At 64.7% G+C, this 17964-nt stretch carries 15 protein-coding genes and 4 pseudogenes; 11 read left to right on the forward strand and 8 right to left on the reverse strand.

What is annotated here, in order from left to right:
- Nucleotides 1-60: 60 nt before the first annotated feature.
- Entirely contained in the window at nt 61-1311 is a 1251-nt protein-coding gene (locus KS03_RS25360; protein WP_015875727.1) for an MFS transporter, read from the forward strand.
- A gap of 272 nt (nt 1312-1583) precedes the next feature.
- Here KS03_RS25360 and KS03_RS25365 read toward each other — a convergent pair whose 3' ends face one another.
- From KS03_RS25365 to KS03_RS25380, 4 genes are all read right to left on the reverse strand, one after another.
- A complete protein-coding gene (locus KS03_RS25365) occupies nt 1584-2429 on the reverse strand; it encodes a TauD/TfdA dioxygenase family protein (protein WP_015875728.1) in 846 nt (281 codons plus the stop codon).
- 115 nt (nt 2430-2544) lie between these two features.
- Nucleotides 2545-3468: a chlorinating enzyme gene (locus tag KS03_RS25370; protein WP_015875729.1), complete on the reverse strand. Its 924-nt coding sequence runs from the start codon at nt 3466-3468 to the stop codon at nt 2545-2547.
- 61 nt (nt 3469-3529) lie between these two features.
- Nucleotides 3530-3772 (reverse strand): acyl carrier protein, encoded by a 243-nt coding sequence (locus tag KS03_RS25375; RefSeq protein WP_015875730.1) that lies wholly within the window; start codon nt 3770-3772, stop codon nt 3530-3532.
- Nucleotides 3773-3800: 28 nt separating this feature from the next.
- Nucleotides 3801-5288: an amino acid adenylation domain-containing protein gene (locus KS03_RS25380; RefSeq protein WP_015875731.1), complete on the reverse strand. Its 1488-nt coding sequence runs from the start codon at nt 5286-5288 to the stop codon at nt 3801-3803.
- Between the two features lie 312 nt (nt 5289-5600).
- On the opposite strand from KS03_RS25380, the gene KS03_RS25385 reads away from it, so the two are divergent.
- Together KS03_RS25385 and KS03_RS25390 are read left to right on the forward strand one after the other, a co-directional pair.
- The gene (locus KS03_RS25385; RefSeq protein WP_015875732.1) at nt 5601-6833 is read left to right on the forward strand and encodes a cation:proton antiporter; all 1233 of its coding nucleotides are present in this window, start codon (nt 5601-5603) and stop codon (nt 6831-6833) included.
- Nucleotides 6834-6873: 40 nt separating this feature from the next.
- Nucleotides 6874-7716, forward strand: coding sequence for an alpha/beta hydrolase (locus KS03_RS25390; protein WP_015875733.1), 843 nt, complete (start codon nt 6874-6876; stop codon nt 7714-7716).
- A gap of 50 nt (nt 7717-7766) precedes the next feature.
- On the opposite strand, the gene KS03_RS25395 is transcribed toward KS03_RS25390, so the two are convergent.
- A complete protein-coding gene (locus tag KS03_RS25395; RefSeq protein ID WP_308507004.1) occupies nt 7767-8477 on the reverse strand; it encodes a LuxR family transcriptional regulator in 711 nt (236 codons plus the stop codon).
- A 920-nt stretch (nt 8478-9397) separates the two neighbouring features.
- Between KS03_RS25395 and KS03_RS33440 the strand changes: the two are divergent.
- A pseudogene (locus KS03_RS33440) lies at nt 9398-9457 on the forward strand (hypothetical protein); the annotation flags it as partial.
- Nucleotides 9458-9787: 330 nt separating this feature from the next.
- Nucleotides 9788-10195 carry a helix-turn-helix domain-containing protein gene (locus KS03_RS32965; RefSeq protein ID WP_230674357.1) on the forward strand — a complete coding sequence of 136 codons (408 nt, stop codon included), beginning with the start codon at nt 9788-9790 and terminating at the stop codon, nt 10193-10195.
- A 161-nt stretch (nt 10196-10356) separates the two neighbouring features.
- On the opposite strand, the gene KS03_RS25405 is transcribed toward KS03_RS32965, so the two are convergent.
- Both KS03_RS25405 and KS03_RS25410 read right to left on the reverse strand, forming a co-directional pair.
- The gene (locus KS03_RS25405) at nt 10357-10728 is read right to left on the reverse strand and encodes a nuclear transport factor 2 family protein (protein ID WP_015875783.1); all 372 of its coding nucleotides are present in this window, start codon (nt 10726-10728) and stop codon (nt 10357-10359) included.
- A 405-nt stretch (nt 10729-11133) separates the two neighbouring features.
- Nucleotides 11134-11622: a hypothetical protein gene (locus KS03_RS25410; RefSeq protein WP_230674356.1), complete on the reverse strand. Its 489-nt coding sequence runs from the start codon at nt 11620-11622 to the stop codon at nt 11134-11136.
- A gap of 276 nt (nt 11623-11898) precedes the next feature.
- Between KS03_RS25410 and KS03_RS25415 the strand changes: the two are divergent.
- The 6 genes and pseudogenes from KS03_RS25415 to KS03_RS25440 form a co-directional block, all read left to right on the forward strand.
- Nucleotides 11899-12438: pseudogene (locus KS03_RS25415) on the forward strand (ABC transporter permease family protein); the annotation flags it as partial.
- Nucleotides 12439-12563: 125 nt separating this feature from the next.
- Complete coding sequence (gene istA / locus KS03_RS25420) at nt 12564-13820, forward strand: IS21 family transposase (RefSeq protein WP_017432522.1); 1257 nt, start codon at nt 12564-12566, stop codon at nt 13818-13820.
- Nucleotides 13817-14683, forward strand: coding sequence for an IS21-like element ISBcen28 family helper ATPase IstB (istB, locus tag KS03_RS25425; protein WP_012732871.1), 867 nt, complete (start codon nt 13817-13819; stop codon nt 14681-14683). The genes istA and istB overlap by 4 nt, the downstream gene beginning before the upstream one ends.
- 67 nt (nt 14684-14750) lie before the next feature.
- Nucleotides 14751-14993: pseudogene (locus tag KS03_RS25430) on the forward strand (ABC transporter permease); the annotation flags it as partial.
- Nucleotides 14990-15565 (forward strand): annotated as a pseudogene (locus KS03_RS25435) (ABC transporter ATP-binding protein); the annotation flags it as partial. The pseudogenes KS03_RS25430 and KS03_RS25435, both read left to right, overlap by 4 nt.
- A gap of 305 nt (nt 15566-15870) precedes the next feature.
- Complete coding sequence (locus tag KS03_RS25440) at nt 15871-16524, forward strand: nitroreductase family protein (RefSeq protein ID WP_015875785.1); 654 nt, start codon at nt 15871-15873, stop codon at nt 16522-16524.
- A gap of 59 nt (nt 16525-16583) precedes the next feature.
- On the opposite strand, the gene cfa is transcribed toward KS03_RS25440, so the two are convergent.
- Nucleotides 16584-17759 (reverse strand): cyclopropane fatty acyl phospholipid synthase, encoded by a 1176-nt coding sequence (gene cfa / locus KS03_RS25445; RefSeq protein WP_373419875.1) that lies wholly within the window; start codon nt 17757-17759, stop codon nt 16584-16586.
- Nucleotides 17760-17964 lie beyond the last annotated feature (205 nt).

Below are 17964 nucleotides of genomic sequence, written 5' to 3' on the forward strand. Positions count from 1 at the left end.
GGGCCCGGCCACCCGCTCTCCCATCCGCCTGCCTCCTTTCCCATCACGAGACGCGTTCCCATGAGCCTGCGTTCGAATCCCTCATCGTCCATCGTCTGGATCCTGGTACCCGTCGTCATGCTGGGGCAGCTGTCGATGGATCTCTACCTGCCCGCGCTCGATGTGTTGCGCGACGCGCTCGGCGCGACGCCCAACCAGCTGCAGCTAACGCTGAGCGCCTTCGTGGTCTCGCTGGGTGCCACCCAGTTCGCGATCGGCGAGCTGGCCCGCCGTATCGGCCGTGGCCAAGCGATCCGCTTCGCGCTGGTGGCCTTCACGCTGGCCACGGCCGGCTGCGCCGCGACCTCGTCGATCGCGCTGTTCATCGCCTGCCGGGTCGTGCAGGGCGCCGCCGCCGCGATCTGCGTCTCGCTTTCGTATGCGGCGATCGCCGACCAGGCGCGTGACCGCGCCGACAACCTGCGCGGCACCACGCTGTTGACGGTCGCGATCACGGCCGCACCGCTGGCCGGGCCGGTGGTCGGCTCGCAGGCACTACAGCTGGGCGGCTCGTGGCGCGCGGTGTTCCTGCTGCTGCTGGCGATCTCGGTGGCGACCATGGTGTTTTTCGCGCGACAGCCGTTGGCGCGTTTCGGGGTTCGCGGCCTGGATGCCCGGCAGCCTTCGCGCGAGGTCTATCTGCGCATCCTCGGTGCATCGCGCTTCTGGCGCCACGCGCTGCTCTGCGCGATCGGCACGACCATCAACTTCTGTTTCTTCTCGTTCCTGCCCGGCATCCTGTTCGGCAGCTACGGTCTGAGCCAGAACGAATTCTCGATCGCGTTCTGTTGCTGCGGCGTGTTCGAGATTGCCGGTTCGCTGCTCGCGCCTCCCGCCGGCCGCCGCTTCGGCGAGGCCCGCCGCACCCGGCTCGCCTGTGCCTGCGCCTTGCTGGGCGGGCTCGCGGTGGCCGCCACGGCTAGCCTTTGCACGGCGGTCGTGCCGGTCATCGCGGCCTTTGCGCTGGTGATGTTCGGCACCGGCATGCTGATCGCGCCGAATTTCGCCGCCGCCTTGTATCCGTTCCGCGAGCATGCGGACCAGGCATCGACGATCTGCAGCGTGCAGCAGTTCATGATCGCGGCCGGCGTGGCCAGTTGCGCGACGCTGATGCAATGGCAGTCGGCTTCGGCGCTCGGCTTGCTGATCGCCGCCGTCGCGACGCTGGCCCTCGCCATCGGCTTCGCGCCGATGGTTGTCGCCCCCGAGGCCGGCCTGCCGGGCGGCGCCGAGCAGCCGGTGGCGAGCCGGGGCGGTGAGGTTTCCGGGTGAGTGAAGCGGAGCCGCCAAGGCGGGCGAGGTGAGGCGCGGCGCCGGCTGCTTGCCGCGGCTCGACGAGTCGGGCGCCGGGCCAGCGCAGGCCGCCAGGCTGGCAGGCGCGGCGAGGGCTCTATGGGCGACTTCGGTCAGGCGTCCGGCATGCTGGCCGAAACCGGCCGAAGAGTGGGAGGAAGGGCAAAGGCGGGACGGGAAGGGAAGGGGCGCCGGGCCGGCAGCGAACACGGCCCGGCGCCCGGGTATCGGACGCCGGTCTGGCGGCCCGATTACTGGAAGAACGGAGCCTGTCCGGTCACCATCACGCGGCGCATGATGCGATTGCCGACCGGGACGTGCGGGGAATTGGTGTGGATCACCGAGGCGTTGTCCCAGATCACCAGTTCACCGGCCGTGTAGCGGTGACGGTAGATGAAGTCCTCGTTCAGGCAGTGCGCGAAGACCTGCTCCAGCAGCGCCTCGCTCTGCTCGGGCGAATACCCCTCCACGCTGTCGGTATGGGCCCAGTTGACGAAGATCGAGCGGCGCAGCGACTCCGGGTGGACGCGGATGGCGGGATGCGAGACGGTCGGCTTGAAGTCGTCGGCGGCGATGTTGAGGTCGAAGCCGATCTTGCGGCAGCGCTTCACCAGGCTGCCGTCCAGGCTGAAGACGGCATTGCGGCCGTCGAGCGCGGCCTTCAGGTGCTCGGGCAGCGTGTCGTAGGCGCGAAACATGTTGGCGAACCAGGTGTCGCCATGCTGCTCGGGCACCGACTCGGCATAGAACAGCGTCATCTTCGCGGGCCGCTCCAGGTAGCAGAGGTCGGAATGCCAGAGCTGGAACGGCGGCGTCGGATAACCGAGCGGCTTGCCGTCGGTGGTCACGTTCGAGACCACCGTTATTTCCGGGTAGGGCGAGGTGTTGGTCGTCATCGGATGCGGCTCGAGCTCGCCGAAATTGCGGCTCATCGCGATTTGCTGCTCGCTCGACATGGACATGTCGGGAAACACCAGCATCTGATGCTCGGTGAGCAGGCCGACGATATCGTCGCGCGTGCGCGCGGACAACGGGCGGGTCAGGTCGATGCCGCGAACTTCGGCACCGAGCGCCGGTGACAAGGGAATGACTTTCATTCGGGAATCCTGGCTGGCAGATGAGGCAGGAGGGGGAGAAACAGCTGGGACAAGGATCTGGCACGGCGCGCGACGCAGCGGGGCGGAGCCGGGCTGGCCGCGCCGCGCGCCACGCTCATGCCTCGACGCTCTGCATGAAGGGCAGGCCGCGTGCGTTGCAGGTGACGCGGCGGTTGTGGTCGAAATGATCCTCGCCGGACACCAGCACCACGCCGTACTTGTCGAGCCGAACCTCGCTGCCGTACTCGCTGACGGTATCGGTGTCGGGGTAGATCTGCACCGAGGTCGGCACATAGCGGCAGGCGTAGCCGAGGCGGGTGCGATCCTTGGTGGAGTTCGGGAACGAGGAGTGCATCAGCGTCGACCAGAAGATCACGAATTCGCCGGCCTTCATCTTGAGCGACACGGCGGCGTTTTCGTCCGGCCTCCAGTCCGGATCCTTCTGCAGGCTGCGATAGTCGTAGCCGAAAAAGCCACGCTTGATGCCGTCCTTCTCCAGCGCGTTGATGTTCGACGGATCGAAGGCCATCTTCTTCGCCTCGTCGTAGAACATCTCCTCATGGGTGCCGGGCACGAAGCGCAGGCAGCCGTTTTCCTCGTCGCAGTCGGTGAGCGCGGTCCAGACCGTGATGGCGCCGCCGAAACGGCCGTCGCCTGGCCACACCACCTGCGGCTTGCCGGAGGCATGCGCGAAGGTGTCGGCCTGGTGCCAGTCGGTGCCCTCGTCGCCCGGATACTTCGGGAACATCTCGGAGCGCCAGCAGATGAGATCCGGGCCAAGGATCGCATTGAGCTTTTGCACGATCTCCGGACGCGTGACGTGCTCGCTGAGCAGGTTCACGTCGAGGTGGCGATCGTAGTTCGCAATCGGGCTCGTGGCGGGCAGATCGTAGATCGCGTATTCGCGATCGAACAGCTGCGAGCGGATCTGGCGGTAGCGCTCGCGTGCCTCGTCTTCCGAATACAGCTTGAACGGGCCCAGATAGCCTTGTTCTCGGAAACGCGCGATGTCCTCGGGCGTCAGTTTGAATTGTGACATGGGAGTGCCTCCTCGGATGGTAACGGGTGTTGCGGAAAACGGCCGGATGCGCCGCCGGCGCTCATGCCGCGCTGGCGGCGTCGCGGTAGGCGTTGGCCCAGCCGTCGATCGACGGCGCGGCCATCAGCTTGCTGGTCGCGACCTGCAGCGAAAGCTGCTCCTCGATGCGCAGTTGCAGCTCGACGACGGTGAGCGAACTGACGCCTCGATCGAAGAAATCCTCGCCGGGGGCGAGGTCGGGCAACTTCAACAGCTCGCGGCAAGTCGCCTGGATGGTTTCGGTGATATCGATGGTGTTGGTCATAGCTTCTCTCCGGATAGGCAGGGGCTCGTCATGCAGCCGGCACGCGGTGCCGGTCGAGCTTGCCGTTGGCGTTCAACGGCAGGTGGGAATGGATATGGATCTCGTCGGGAATCTGGAACGGCGGCACGCGCTTGCGCAGCTCGCGGCGCACGAAGGCCTGCTGCTCGGGGCCGGCATCGGCGGCCTGCAGGGTCGCGGTGAGCCGCCGCTCGCCGAGCGTGTCCTCCGATACCGAGACGATCGCCTCTTCCACGCCTGGAATCGTCGCGATCACTTTCTGCAGTTCGTCGAGCGAGACGCGATAGCCGCGAATCTTCACCAGCCGGTCCTTGCGACCGAGGAATTCGACCACGCCGTCATGCCCGCGCCGTACCCGGTCGCCGGTGCGATACAGCAGGCCGTGCTGGTGCGGCCAGGTGAGGAACGCGGCACGCGTCGCCTCGGGGGCGTTCAGATAACCGAGCGCGACACCGGCGCCGCCCACGCAGAGCTCGCCTTCCGTGCCGTCGGGCACCGGCTGCAGCGCTTCGTCGAGCACCCACAGCGTGGTGCCCGTGATCGCGCGGCCGATCGGCACGGAGCCTTGCGGGCGCTCGGCATTGCGCATCACGTGGCAGCAGGTGAAGGTAGTGTTCTCGGTCGGCCCGTAGCCGTTGACGAGGATGATCCCGGGGTGGGCGTCGAATACCGCGTGGACCGCTTTCGCGTGCAGCACGTCGCCGCCCGCCAGCAGTACCCGCACGCCGTCGAGCAGCCGCACGAAGCGGCGCGCCACCAGATGGAACAGCGCAGCGGTCAGCCACATCACCGTCACGCGCTGCTCGGCCACCAGCCGGCCGACCGCGTTCGGATCGAAGCCCGGCTCCTGGTAGACCGCGAGCCGCGCGCCGTTGAGCAGCGCGCCCCAGATCTCGAAGGTCGAGGCGTCGAAGGTGATGGGCGAGAGCAGCGCGAGCGTATCGGTCGCGTCGATCCGGATGTAGTTGGTGTCGCGCACCAGACGTACCACGCCCCGATGCGGCACGATCACGCCCTTCGGGCGGCCCGTGCTGCCCGAAGTGAACATCACGTAGACCGGCGCTTCGCCGTCGTGGCCTGCATCCACCACGGGGGCGTCGGCGTCGCGCGCGGCAGCGAGATCGTGCGCCTCGATGAGCCGTGCCGCCTCGCCCAGCGCCGCGCCTTCGCCAGGACGCACCAGCGCGTAGCGCGCGCCGCTATCGAGCGCGTAGGCGTGCAGGACCGGTGCGGCATAGGACGGATCCACCGGGACGAACGCCGCGCCCGTCTTGGCCACGGCGAGCATCGCGATTACCGCGTCGAGCGAGCGCGGCAGGCACAGCAGCACGCGATCGAGCGGCCTGACCCCCGCCTCGACGAGACGCCGCGCGAGATGATCGGCGCAGCGCGCCAGCTGCGCGTAGGTGAGATGCGTGCCGCCACCCGACACGGCGATCGCGCCGGGGTTCAGCCGCGCTTGGGAATCGAACAGCCGGTTGACGCTGACGGAGGTCAAGATGATGAATCTCCCCGAAAAAATAGGATGCCGAATGATGCCCGGTATGAAGCCAGCACCGAACGGCGACCGGAGCAGGGCGGCGCGGCGACGGCGGTCATGCCTGCCCGTCGATGATGGCTGCGCTCATTAGAGACGATGCGATCGGTTTGCAAAACTATGAACTTCTATAGGTCGGAGCCGCCGTGCTCAGCCCTGTAAGAGTTGATAGTTGCCCGTAAGCCTCACTTGATTTTTACTTGCGGTGCCGTCGCGGCCGGTGATTCGCCGGCTCGCGCGGCACCGCATACATCAACTCGAGGGAGCGTCCGGATGGTCACCTGGCTGTTGCAATTGGCATTGATCGTCGCCGCGTGCGGGTGCTTCGGCTGGCTCGCGCAGCGGCTCGGCCAGGCACGAGTGGTCGGCGAGCTGGCGGCGGGTATCGTGCTGGGGCAGGGGGTGCTCGGCGCGGTCGATCCGAGCCTGCAGACGGCCCTGTTCGGGCCGGCCGTGTCGGCCGGGCTCACCCAGCTCGGCGAGGTCGGGGTGATCATGCTGATGTTCCAGATCGGCCTGCATCTGCGACTCGGTGCCGATCCGCGGCGCACCGCGGCGGGCGCGGCACCGCCGGCCGTGAAGGTCGCCGCGATCGGCATGCTGCTGCCATTGGCAGGGGGCTGCGCGATCGGCTGGCTGTCGCACGATACGCTCGCGCCACAGGTCGCGACTTTGCCTTATACGCTGTTTTGCGGCGTGGCCTTGTCGGTTTCGGCGCTGCCGGTGATGGTGCGAATCGTGGCCGACACGGACCTGATCGGCTCGCCGCCGTCCATGCTCGCGCTGTCCGCCGCGATGCTGACCGACCTGGCAGGCTGGGTGATGCTGGCCTTCGTGTCGGCGATCGCGGTGGCCGGGGCCGATCTGTCGAGCGCATGGCGCGTGGTGGCAGGCATCGCCGTGTTCCTCGTGGTGTCGAAGCTCGTCGTGAGGCTCGTGGTGGCGCCGCTGGCCGGCGAGGCGACGCGGCGCGACTCCCCGGGCGCGCTGATGGCCGTCGTCGTGCCCTACGTGACGGTGTCGGCCTGGGCCACCACCGCGATCGGCGTGCACAGTGCGTTCGGCGCGCTGCTCGCCGCCGTGATGCTGCGGGGCGTGCCCGGGCTCCAGGCGCATTGGGAGCGGCAAATCGAGGGTTTCGTCAACGCGGTGCTGCTGCCGGTGTTCTTCGTCTACTCGGGGCTGCAAGTGAGCTTCGAGACCTTCGACGGCGCAACCCAGTGGGGCTGGCTGGTGCCGTTCCTCGCGGTCGCCTTCGTGGGCAAGTTCGGCGGCTCGTACCTGGGCGCGCGCTGGTCCGGGCTGCCGCGACGCGACGCTGCGCTGGTCGGCTCGCTGATGAACACGCGCGGGCTGGTGGAACTGGTCGTGCTGTCGGCCGGGCTGCAGATGCAGGCCCTGTCGCAGGGCGCGTATGCCGTGCTGCTGCTGGTTGCGCTCGCGACCACGGCAATGACCACGCCGTTTGTTCATCTATGGCGCCGCGCGGCGCTGCGTCCGGCCTGAGTGCTGCCGCTGCGATCGCCTTGCAAGGGTTGGCCAGAAAATGATTCGAGAGTCGATATTCGCCGACGACGGGCGCGAGCTGAACGTATTTCGCTCCGCCGTGCGCCCGGGCATGCCGACCGTCGTCGTGGCCCTGCCGTTCGGTGCGCGCCATGCGATGCTGACACGCGCTTACGCGGCGCTGCACGCGCGCTTCGACGTCGTCACTTGGGAGTCGCGGTTCCTGCTCGACGTGGAGCGCGACGACGACACCACCACCTTCGACGCCCGACTGCATGCGCGTGATCTGACGGCCGTGATCCGCGCCACCGCAGCGGCGGGCGGCCCCGCCCGCGCCGACGTGCTGGGCTATTGCTCGGGGGCGGGCGTCGCGCTGCTGGCGGCCCGGCTGGCGCCCGCGGCGATCGCCCGGCTGGTGCTGGTGGGCGGCGAATACCTGCCGTCCGCGGCGCACGCCGAACCCACCGAAATCCAGCGCCAGATGGACATCTTCCTGTCGCTCGCGGCGCGCAGCCGGACGCTGGCGGGTTCGATCCAGGAAAAGCTGGCGGCCAGCGCCGAGCGAACCCGCGGCGAGTTTCAGGTGACCGAGCCGTTCTCGTCTGATCGGCATCTGCATCGCTACGGCATCAACTATCTGGCGTATCGCGCGATCGACATGGCCGAGGTGGCGCGGCAGGTCGCCCATCCTGCGCTCACCGTGGTATCGGGCGCCGACCTGCACGTCGCCCCGGCCGGGTCGATGGCCATCGGCGCCCTGTTGCCGGGCCATGCGGGCAGTGTGGAGGTTGCTGGTGATCACTATGAGCTGTGCCGCGGCAATCCGGAACTCGTCGCGCACATCGGCGCGTTCCTCGATGCGCGCGAGGCCGCGCCTGCCTGAACCGCGGCGCCCGCAGCGGCGAGGCAGGGCGCCGCCGCGCCCTGCCTGCCTCAGAGCATGCCCGTCAGCGCCGCCTTCGCCACGGCCTGGATCTTGTTGGAAGTACCCAGCTTCGACATGATGTTCTTCACGTGGAAGTTCACGGTGCTCTCCGAAATGCTGAGAATTCGCGAGATTTCATAGGCAGTCTTGCCGTCGGCGGTCCACTTCAGCACATCGGTTTCGCGCGACGTGAGATTGGCCTCGGGCTCGCCGGCCGCGGGCAGGAATGGCGCCAGCGCGGCGTGCGCGACATTGGCGAGCCAGTGCACGATGAATTCGTTTCGATCGCGCTCGACCTCATCGATGGCGTCGCCGCCGCGTGCCAGCGACAGGACGCCCAGCGTACCTTCCGCGCCGCGCGTGGCGGAGGACCAGCCGTGCATGAGGCCGAACGACGACGCCTCCTGCCAGAACGCCTGATCCGAGTCGTTGCCCTGCGATGACCACACCACCGGCCGATCGCTCGCATTCGCTGCGCGCGCGACCGGATCGATCTCGGCGAGCCTCAGCCCCTGATAGCGTTCCTGCCAGCGGGCAGGGTAGTTCGATACCGTCAGCGAAGGAGGATTGCTGAGTGGCAGCGGACGTCGTATTCCATAAGCCACGAATTCGTAACCGAGTATCGCCGCAACCCGGCTCAATGTGGCGCCGAGATGCTGCGGTTTTTCGATACGGGAAAATTCGTATAGCCAAATCTGGAGAAAATCTTGCATTGATATGCAGAAGTTCCTTCAATGTCCTCGCCCGGAAATTCCAGAGCGCAGGAATGGTTATTGAAATGCTCATTAATCGAGCTTGCCGATTAATGAGCCGTCGCATCATGGAATATTGCGGGCCGCGCCGAGGCACGACACTCGAGACGCCGTTTTAATGACGACGCGTGAAGCGCCCTGAGCGGAGAACCCGAATCGCAATCCGAACCGCCGCCTCGGAGCCGGGGCTGCTCGGAAAACCGATCACTCGCCTGCCTGGCGGCAAGGCTCATGGCGTGCCGGTTCGCGATCGCGCGCGATATCCTGGTCCTTGGCGGCCCAGCCGGTATCAACCGCGCGCAGCTGCGGTAAGGCTATCTCATGCTGCCCGATCGGGCAGCAACGGTTGCAGACAAGGAATGCCGATGCAAAACAGGTTGCTATTAACCTCGCATCGGGTCAGATCTGTATGACGAAATGTAACGATGGAATGGGTCATTGGCTCTCGGCTCATCTCAGGTTCGCGATCGCAAACGCGGCGATCGAAGTATCGATACTATCGATACTCTAGGGGAAAATTTCAATTTAAGAAAGATGGTTAAGCTGATTTTTATTCGCGCCGGAATTTTCATCGCGCACTTTCACCTGGGATATGGAAAACCATGAAATTTCCGTATTGCAAGGATTTTTGACATAAAACCGCAGACGGCCGTTGGCGTCGATGTCAAAGCCGAATCCGGACGCCTGGATGTCCGATAAACGGGGAATATTTGGATTTAATGGGGCTTTTTGTTTTGATATTGTAAACAATTAGAAAGGTGGCGACGCAGCCGTCCGCCTGTTGCCTGGACTGCGGGGATTCGCTCGTCAGCCAGCCGTGCAAGCAGCCAGCCAGTCTGCCGCCTCGTTGATCGGAGCCGCCCGGCCGCGCACTGCGGCTCCAGATCATGGATGCGCTCAAGCGCGCGGAGGCTGGCGTGGCGGTGCCGGAGATTTGCCGGGAACTGGGCGTCAGCACGGCGAAGTTCTACAACTGGCCCAGCAAGTACGGCGGAATGGAAGCGCGTGTGCCGGATTTACCGAGAACCGGAGCTGAACGTGCGCATCAAGCCTCGCAAGCGGCTTGTGCGGCAGGCGCCGGGGCCGTTGATTGTGCTGGCGTCGGCTCTGCTTAGGTTCAATTCAATTTGACATAATATGAATTATCGAACTTGTTGGTTGTAGTAGCTTTATAGAAATGTCGTGTTCTGGCTACTTAGAAATGTCGCGTTTCGCCCTCGGTATGCTTGCCGGTTCCTCATGGGACTGTGGAGCCGGCCTTGCACCGAACAACACTGGTGACATTGAACATGCGAGAACTCGACCGCCTGAAGGTGATTCGGGCTGTGGTGGACATGGGTCTGAAGCCTGGTCGTGCGGCCGAACGGCTGGGCGTGACGGTGCGGCAAGTTCAACGCCTTGTCGAGCGTTACCGCGAGTCTGGCGCGGCTGGACTGGTCTCGCACAAGCGAGGCCGTCCCGGTATTGCCGAGCTCGAAGCCACCGTGCAGTTGCTTACCGCCTCCCACCTCGCCATGCTGCGTGCCGTCGGCGAACTCGGCGGCTTCAGCAAGTGGGCCAAATTCTACGAGCAATATCGCGAGGCACGAGACAAGCTTGCCGAGCTCGGCGCGATGCCGACTGCACCGGTCTCAGCAATGCCGGCAAAGGAGCCAAAGCGCAGCGGAGAAACAAGGCGACGATGATCATGTCCGCGGCGTGATAGTGTTTGCTCGATCCCCCGGCTACGAAATGGCTGGGGTTGTGCGGCGGAAGCTGCCTCTCTCTCCCGAAAGGAGCGTCAGATGTCCTATTGCCCCTTCTTCCAGACCCTGCACGATGAAACGCACTCGGTCGGCAAGCGTGTTTATGTGATCTCGGCCGCGTGCCCAGCGACGATGCGCCAGCGTGTGCCGGATTGACGCCACAAACGTGTGTAGGCAAACGTCCCGTCAATAGCCATTGCGCCGAAGTGGCCAACGAGCGTCGCCTTTGTGGTAGTCAGGATCATCTCGCCTACCGCGTGCGCTTGGGTCTCGTGAAGATCGAGTCTATCGAGACGCAAAAGCTTCTCGCGATGAGCCGAAAGATCGTCGTCCTTCGAGAGTACCTGTCCATTAGGCGCAGTGAATACCAGGTCATCGTCCAACAATTCGTCGAGCGCTTCGACGTCGTTGGCGAGCATTGCAGTTCGAAGCGCCGCTTCATATTGCTCGATGACTGTCGGGGCTAGATCCATATCGGGTCTTCGCATCGCAAAAGAAGTCGTAGATGTCGGTAGTAGGCGAGTAGCGGTGAGCCGATCAACGTCCCTGGAACCAGCGCCTACTCGTGTTTGAGCGCCGTGTATATTTTAATCTGCGTTTGCGAATTGCCGCCGGTGTGCGAGCCGAACAACACAAAGCCGGGGCCGAACCAACGTTGATAGTACCTCGGGATCGTCCTCGGCATGGTCGGACGCGCAACAACACGGAGGCGGGAATATCAGCGGGCCGCTTGGCTGATGATCGCTGCGGGAATCGATGGTCGTGGCGGGGCGCTGTCGGTTGCATCACCCTATTTCGATGAAAATTTTGCAGGCCTGGTGGGCCAGTTCTGCGCGAACATCAACACTCGACAGCTGAGGATTAAAATCGCCCCACCCTCACTCGGACAGAATCATCAGCACTTCCTGGAGCAAAGAAATTTCGCTTTCTGCGATATCAAGCATTTTCAATAGCATCTCGGCGTTGTTTTTGGACTTTTCAAATAGATCGCCAATTACGCACTCCACAGAAGGAACCACTCCCCCTACCTCCGCGATGGCCGCATCAGGCAGCTTGCTCAAAGCTTCGGCCGCAAATTCCAATGCCGATTGCATCTTTATTGCCAATATTCTCGCCTTATCCAGATTGCCCGAAGTTGCCGACGGGAAAACCGCCTCGATCAAGGCGACGTAGTTCGCCACCCGATGCCTTCTGGCGTAGTGCTCCGCAGATTCGCACACTGCCCGCCGCAACGCAGTGATTTCAACGCGCATCTTGTCGATAGCGGTGATTGTCAGGCGGCATACGCTCAAGAAGCTGGCAATGCGCGACATCTGCGTATTTTTCCAAATCAAGGAAGGGGAGCAGGAGGAATTTAATTCACTCATCTAAATGGGCTCGGAATGCTCGATCCAAAAATAAAATTCACTTCGATTCATTTTGTTGATTCGGCGCGATTGCCTTGCCGTGCTGCCCCCGGCGGCGCAGTACCGTCTTGCCGAGGCTGATCGAGCGGCTTGCTTTCATGTGACTATAGCCCTGATCTCGCACCAGGCAGGCGTTCTGAATAGCTTCTATAGCGGCATGAAAACACGGAACTTGAGAGGCACCTAACTATATAGTTATCGAATCTCTTTGGAACGCACGGATAACCATGAAACAAGCTGGCGGGCAGCCCGACCATGTCGAGCGGACGCATCGAGGACATCTACGCGGAGAACGGCTTCATCGCGATCGACGACACGGAGTTCCGCAAGCTCGGGACCCCGACGATCGGCACCGACTTCGATCTGAACGACCATCGCGGCGTGATCGTCGGCATCGCCAAGGTGGCCGCGAGCGGCCTGTTCGGCACACCCACGCTGTACACCACCTATGCGCGCGCGGTCCAGTACATCCCCTCGCCCCGCTTCACGATCTCCTACATCCTGGTGGAGCCGAAGAGCCCCGCGGATATCCCACGCATCAAGGCCGCCGTGAGCTCGCTCGGTTACCTGGCCTATACGCGCGAGGAGTTCATCGCGCAGATCGCGCGCTTCTACAAATACCAGACCGGGTTCGGCACCAATATCCTGCTGATGACGGTGATCAGCTTCCTCATAGGGCTGTCGATCTCCGGCCAGACCTTCTACGCATTCATCCTTGAGAACCTCGACAAGTTCGGTGCCCTGGAGGCCATCGGCGCGAACAACCGTGATCTGGTCTGTCAGCGTCGGATAGATACTCCCCACTTTCGTCGAAGTAATTTTCCCCAGTTTTTTTATCTGACGGCGCCGCGGTAGCGGCGCCGTCCTGTCGATCGCTGACCATATTGCCCTGGAGATCCGTCGTGGGGGTGTCGGTGGTCGAGCTGGAGGAAGTGATGACGATTCTGGAATTGCATCGGCAAGGGCTGAGTATTTCGGCCATCGCCGCTCGACTGGGTATGGACCGCAAGACCGTTCGCAAATACATCAGGAATGGCGTTCAGGCGCCGCGTTACGGTCCACGTACGCCGCGACCGTGCGTGGTCGATCCGTTCGTCCAGTACATCACCGAACGCGTACGCGAGTTTCCCGAATTGAGCGTCGAGCGTCTGCTGCGTGAGGTCCGGGCGATGGGTTACGCGGGCGGTCGCACGGCGCTGGGCGACCTGGTTCGGGAGGTCCGGCCGCCCCGCCAGCGCGGCTTCGAGGTACGCTTTGAGACGCCCGCCGGCCATCAGGCTCAAGTGGACTTCGCGCACTTCAGTGTCGAGTTCGACGACGCGCCCGGCCAGCGGCGTTCGATCTGGCTGTTCTCGATTGTACTCGGGCACAGCCGCTATCTCTGGGGACGCTTCGTCGAGCATCAGGACCTGCAGACCGTCTTGCGCTGCCACATGGAAGCGTTCGAGCACCTCGGCGGCGCTCCGCGTGAGATTCTGTACGACCGAATGAAGGCTGCCGTGCTCAGCGAAGTCGAGAGGCACATCGTCTACAACGCGAAGCTGGTCGCGTTTGCGCAGCACTACGGCTTCGCGCCGCGGGCCTGCAAGGCGTATCGCGCCAAGACCAAGGGCAAGATCGAGCGCCCGTATCGATACATCCGGCAGGACTTCTTCCTGGCGCGCCGTTTCCAGAACCTCGCCGACCTGAACCGCCAACTGCGCGAGTGGCTCGACACGGTCGCCAATGTCCGCGTGCACGGCACGACGCACCGCGTCGTCGCTCAGCACTTCAATGAGGAGCGTCCTACGCTGCAGGCGTTGCCGCCCGGCACCTTCAACGGCGTGATCCGGCTTGAACGGCGCGTGAGCCATGAAGGTCTCGTCTCGGTCGGTGGCAATTACTACAGCGTGCCCGATCGTACGCGCAAGCGCGTGCTCGACGTTCACAGTCTGGCGCACGAGATCCGCATCTACGAGGACGGTGAACTGCTGGCGGTTCATCCCGTGCTAGAAGGCCGACGACGAACCTCGCTGCTGCCCGGTCATCGGCGTGCAAACCAGCGTAAGCAGCAGGCACGGCACCCCGTGCCATCGGTGACGGCGAGCGTGGCTCGCCGGCCCCTGTCGTTCTATGACCAGGTCGCAAGACGTCTCGCAGAAGCCGGGAGGACCGCATGAACAGCATGCCTGCCTCGACACTGGAGCGCATCCGACGCTATCTCGTCGGCCTGCGCATGCCGCGCGCGCTCGAAACGCTGGATGCCACCCTGAACCGCTTCGAGCAAGGCGACAGTTCGATGCTCGAAGTGCTGGAAACGTTGCTGGGCGAGGAGTTCACGACACGCGAAACACGCCGCATCCGGATGGCGCTGCAGACCGCGCGGCTCGGCACGATCAAGACGCTGGCCGGCTACGACTTCAGCTTCCAGCCGAGCCTGGATCGCGATCGCATCATGACGCTTGCGCAACTCGAGTTCATCGAACGACGGCAGACCGTTCACTTCCTGGGGCCGCCCGGCACGGGCAAATCGCACCTGTCCATTGCGCTGGGCGTGGAAGCCGTACGCGCGGGCAAGAGCGTCTACTTCGGCTCTCTGGCCGAGATCGTGAACTCGATGGCCAAGGCCGAACGGGAAGGCAACCTGGCGCAGCGCGTGCGCTTCCTTGCCCGTAACAGCCTGCTCATCGTCGACGAGATCGGCTACCTGCCCATCGGCTCCAACGGCGGCAATCTGTTCTTCCAGCTCGTCAACGCCTGCTACGAGCGCTGCGCGATCATCCTGACGTCCAACCGCAGCTTCGGTGAATGGGGTGACGTGTTCGGCGACAGCGTGGTGGCCGCGGCGTTGCTCGACCGGCTGCTGCACCACGCGATCGTCGTGCAGATCGAAGGCACATCGTACCGCCTGCGAGAACACGCCGATCTGCTGCCGGACCATCTGCGCAACCGTCCGTCTTCCCTGAACCCCGTGCCCGCTGAACCGGCTCGCCGGCGCCCGGGCCGCCCCCGAAGGAACCCATTCGATCACGTCGCCGGCTGATCACCGTCCGAACAGGGTGGGGAATTTTACTTCGACACTTCTGGGGAAATTACGTCCGACGTTGACACTGGTCACCATGATCCTATTCCAGGCGGCCTTCACCGCGCTGACCGGCTACGGCATCGGGGTCGGCCTGTGCGTGCTGCTGATCAGCCTGGCGAAGCTGCAAATTCCCGGCTACGCCGCACTGCTCACCTACGGCAATCTCCTGCTGGCGGCCGGCATGGTGGTCGTGATCGCGGCGATCTCGAGCTACCTCGGCGTGCGACGCGTGTTGCGTATCGAGCCGTTCGACATTTTCCGGAGCTGAGCATGAGCCAGCTCGCGATCGACGCACGCGGCCTGGCCAAGGGTTTCGGCTCGGGCGAGACGCGTACCCAGGCGCTCGACGGCGTGTCAATGCAGGCCCGCTTCGGAGAGATGCTGCTGATCGTGGGGCCGTCGGGCAGCGGCAAGACCACGCTGCTCAGCGTGATCTCGGGCATCCTGCGCCCCGATGCCGGGTCGGTATCGATCGACGGCGTGGACCTGTGGTCGCTCGACAAGGACCGGATCGCGGAGTTCCGGCTGCACCGCATAGGCTTCGTGTTTCAGGACTATCACCTGTTTCCCAGGCTGAGCACGGCGGAAAACGTCGCGATCCCGCTGATCCTCAAGCGACTGGCGTGGGAGCAGGCGATGCGCGAGGCATGCGCGCAACTGCAGGCGGTCGGGCTCGGCAATCGCGTGCAGATGCCCCCGGCCAAGCTCTCGGGCGGCGAACAGCAGCGGGTGGCGATCGCGCGCGCCATCGTCGGCCGGCCGGACCTGCTGATCCTCGACGAGCCGACCGCCTCGCTCGACGGCGACACCGGAAAGATGATCATCGACTTCGTCAAGCATTAACCCACGCGCATCGGGACCACTGCGGCTACCTTCCGGTGCCGGTCCGGGAGGGAGATCGCTGCCGCTCCACACCCTCGACGACGCCCAGCGCGCCCTGCGCCTGCTCACGCCGCGCGACTTCGGCTTGTGCTCGCGCGGACAAGCGCACCTATGACGCTCATTAATCCGTGCCGGCCGCGCACGTCCGGCATCCCACGACTCTCGATTGACCAGGGTCAAGCGCCGACCAAGCCGCCGGCTTATCGTCCAATCACCGCCGTTCCATGTCGGGCCGATGGCGGGATCGCTCAGGAGAATCGCAGATGGAACCGCAGTTGTTGACCTATGCGCCGACGCCGCCGGCACGGCCGGCGGCACTCCAGGAAACGCCGGCGGCTGTCATCGACCTGCCGCGCCCCTGCCTCGACGGCGGCGTGCCACTGATGGCGGCGCTGGCGTCTCGCTCGAGTTGCCGGTCCTTCGCCGCGGAGGCGCTGCCGCCGGCCTCGCTCGGCGCGATGCTGTGGGCCGCCGATGGCATCAACCGCCCCGGCAGCGCGGGCCGCACCGCGCCATCGGCATACGGGGCCGATGCAATCGACCTTTACGTGGCCTTGCCTGGCGGCGTGTATCGCTACGATCCGCTCATGCATCTGCTGCTGCTCAAGCACGCGGTCGATGCCCGCAACCTGACGGGCTACCAGGATTTCGTGGGGCAGGCCCCGCTCGACCTGGTCTATGTGGTCCGCACCGCCGCACTGGCGGGCATGCCGCCTTCGCAGCTCGATATCTTCGCGGCCGTCGAAGCCGGCGCGATCGCCCAGAACGTGGCGCTCTACTGCGCCGCGGCCGGCTTGGGATCGGTGGTGCGCGGCTGGATCAATCATCGTGCGCTGGCCGAGGCGCTGAGCCTGAACGAGGACGAATTGCCGATCCTCGCACAGACCATCGGCTTCCCCGGCCATCTCGCGGCCTAGCCCGCTCGGGGCTGGTGTGCACGGTACAAACAAAACCCCGCGGGAGCGGGGCTAGACAGCTACGGCCGGTGGTATCCGCCCACCACGCCGCGCCGCGACAGCACCCACTGCCACAGCTGGATCTCGCGCGCGCGGAAGCCGCCCGCGCACGACAGCAGGTAGTAGCGCCACATCCGGTGGAACGTCTCGCCCTTCTCGGCGGCGAAGCGCGGCCAGGCTGCCTCGAAGTTCCGGTACCAAGCCATCAGCGTCCGGTCGTAGTCGGCGCCGAAATTGTGAAGATCCTCCACCACGAACAGGCCTTCCACCGCTTCGGCCACATGCGCGAGCGCCGGAATTTCGCCGTTCGGGAAGATGTAGCGGTCGATCCACGGATCGGGCATGGTCTCGCGGCGGTTCTTGCCGATCGTGTGCAGCAGGAACAATCCGTCGTCGGCCAGGCAGCGCTCCGCGACCTCCATGTAGGTCCGATAGTTGCGCGCGCCCACGTGCTCGAACATGCCGACGCTGGCGATCCGGTCAAAGCGTTCGTCCAGGTCGCGGTAGTCGGTCAGGCGGAACTCGATCGGCAGGTGCGCATAGCGTTTCGCGCCCCAGGCCGCCTGCTCCTTCGAAATCGTCACGCCGACGCAGGACACGCCGTAGCGCTCGGCCGCGTAGCCCATCAGGCTGCCCCAGCCGCAGCCGATGTCGAGCAACCGCATGCCGGGCTTGAGTCCGAGCTTGCGGCAGATCAGGTCGAGCTTGTGCTCCTGCGCCTGATCCAGCGTTGTCGCCCCGTCGCTCCAGTAGCCGCAGGTGTAGGTCATGCGCCGGTCGAGCATGGCCTCGTAGAACGCATTGCCGATGTCGTAGTGCTGCTCGCCCACCTGCCACGCGCGGCGCGCGGTCTGGCGGTTGGTCCAGCGCGCCCGCAGCGCCTGCCAGATCAGGCGCGTGCCATGCACCTGCTCGTCGAGCCGTGCCACCAGGATGCGGCGGAATAGTTCGTCGAGCTGGTCGCACTCCCATTGCCCCTGCATGTAGGCTTCGCCGAAGCCGAGGCTGCCGTAGGCGAGCACGCGCTCGGGCACCTTGGGGTCTAGCAGCCGGATGTCCCACGGGCGCGAACCGTCGAGACGGACGTCGGCGCGCGACAGGAGTTGCTCGACAAGCCGATAGGCGGACGTATGCGCCCCCATCTGCACGGGTTCGACGCGATCTTCCGGTTGTGTGGCCACGGTCGCTGCCTCCATTCTCGGGTTGGCCGAATTCAAACGCTCATCGCTGCCCCGGCGCTTCACTGCTTCGCGTTCACGCCCTCGTGACGGAATCGATGCCGGCGCGCAAAGCCGGCCATGGGCAGCCGCGATTTCCGGGGATCGACCCGGAACGCGGAGTGAAAATACTACGTCGCTTTGTGCACTGCATTGATTTGTGAGGATGCAAAGACTTCTACGC

Source organism: Burkholderia glumae LMG 2196 = ATCC 33617 (genome assembly GCF_000960995.1).
Classification (GTDB): domain Bacteria; phylum Pseudomonadota; class Gammaproteobacteria; order Burkholderiales; family Burkholderiaceae; genus Burkholderia; species Burkholderia glumae.